Source organism: Cobetia sp. QF-1 (assembly GCF_002213105.1).
Lineage (GTDB): Bacteria > Pseudomonadota > Gammaproteobacteria > Pseudomonadales > Halomonadaceae > Cobetia > Cobetia crustatorum.
Genome location: NZ_NBVS01000022.1, coordinates 1 through 1950, shown reverse-complemented (window position 1 = coordinate 1950; position 1950 = coordinate 1). Strand labels below are relative to the sequence as shown.

Sequence of the window (1950 nt, the reverse complement as noted above, 5' to 3'; positions counted from 1 at the left end):
CGTCTTCACCCTGACGGTCAGCAACGTTGTACCGGTCGCCACCGATGACGCGGCGACAGCGGTCGAGAACGTGACGCCGACCACCGGCAACGTGCTGACCAATGACAACGACGGCGGTGCGGACACCGATACGCTGATCGTCAGCCAGGTCGATGCTGACGCCGACAATGTGGGTGAGGCGATTACCGGCAGCAATGGCGGCTTGATCACCATCACCAGTGATGGCAGCTACACCTTCGCCCAGGGCACCGACTTCGATGATCTGGCCGACGGCGAAACACGCGTTACCGCGGTCGATTACCAGATCAGTGATGGCCAGGGTGGCGTGGATACCGCCACGCTGAGCATCACCGTGACCGGCGTCAATGACGCCCCGGTCGTCGCCACGCCGACCGATGACCTGACCGCCGTCGATGGCGAGACCCTCAGTATTCCTGCGGGCGACGCCTTCAGTGACGTGGATGGCAGCGATGAGCTGGCCTATACGGTTGCGGGTCTGCCGGCAGGTCTGGCCATCAATGGCGCCACCGGCGAGATCACCGGCACCCTGAGCGCCGATGCCTCGCAGAATGGTCCGTTCGAGATCACTGTCACCGCGGATGATGGCAATGGTGGCACCGTCACCGATACCTTCATCCTGACACCGAGCAACACCGCACCGGTGGCGGGTGATGACGCCGCTACCGTCGCCGAGAAAGCGCCGGCCTCCGGCAATGTGCTGGATAACGATGCGGACGGTGGTAACGACACCGATGCCCTGACGGTCAGCCAGGTCGGCGAAGATGCCGCCAATGTCGGTCAGCCGACTGCCGGCTCCACCGGTGGCCAGTTCACCGTCAATGCCGATGGTAGCTATGACTTCGCGCCGGGCGCGGACTTCGACGACCTCGCGGTCGATGAAACTCGCACCACTGCCATCAGCTACCAGGTCAGTGATGGTCAGGGCGGCTTCGACACCGCGACGCTGAGCATCACCGTGACGGGCGTCAATGACGCGCCGGTAGCAGTGCAGGACACCAATGCCACGACAGAGAATAATGCTGTCAGTGGAGATGTCCTGCTCAACGACAGTGATGTCGATGCCAGCGACATCTTGACTGTCAGTCAGGTTGGTGAAGACGCCGACAGCGTCGGCCAACCGACTGCCGGGGATAATGGTGGTCAGTTCACCATCAATACCGATGGTAGCTATGACTTCGCGCCGGACGCGGACTTCGATGACCTCGCGGTCGATGAAACTCGCACCACTGCCATCAGCTACCAGGTCAGTGATGGTCAGGGCGGCTTCGACACCGCGACCCTGAGTGTCACCGTGACCGGCAGCAACGACGCACCGGTGGTCAGTACCCCGACGGCTGATGTGAATGCCGAAGATGGCGATGCGATCGACATCCCGGCGGGCGATGCTTTCAGTGATGTGGATGGCAGCGATGAGCTGTCCTTCACGGCCGAGGGGCTGCCGGAAGGGGTCATCATTGATCCGGGCACTGGACGTATCACGGGCACCCTGACGCCGGATGCTTCGCAGAATGGTCCCTTCGAGATCACCGTCACCGCCAATGATGGCAATGATGGCAATGGTGGCACCGTCACCGATACCTTCATCCTGACACCGAGCAACACCGCACCGGTGGCGGGTGATGACGCCGCTACCGTCGCCGAGAAAGCGCCGGCCTCCGGCAATGTGCTGGATAACGATGCGGACGGTGGCAACGACACGGATGCCCTGACGGTCAGCCAGGTCGGCGAAGATGCCGCCAATGTCGGTGAGGCGATTGCCGGCTCCACCGGTGGTTTGATCACGATCGCCAGTGACGGTAGCTATACCTTTGCCCAGGGCACCGACTTCGATGATCTGGCCGATGGAGAAAGCCGTATCACGGCGATCGATTACCAGATCAGCGATGGTCAGGGTGGCTTCGACACTGCCACGCTGAGCATCACCGTGAC

1 protein-coding gene is annotated in these 1950 nt (G+C 62.2%); it reads left to right on the top strand.

Features of this window, described 5'->3' with window-relative positions; genetic code table 11:
- A partial coding sequence (locus CFN46_RS17330; RefSeq protein WP_141103691.1) for an S-layer family protein occupies nt 1-1950 on the top strand: 1950 nt, incomplete at both ends.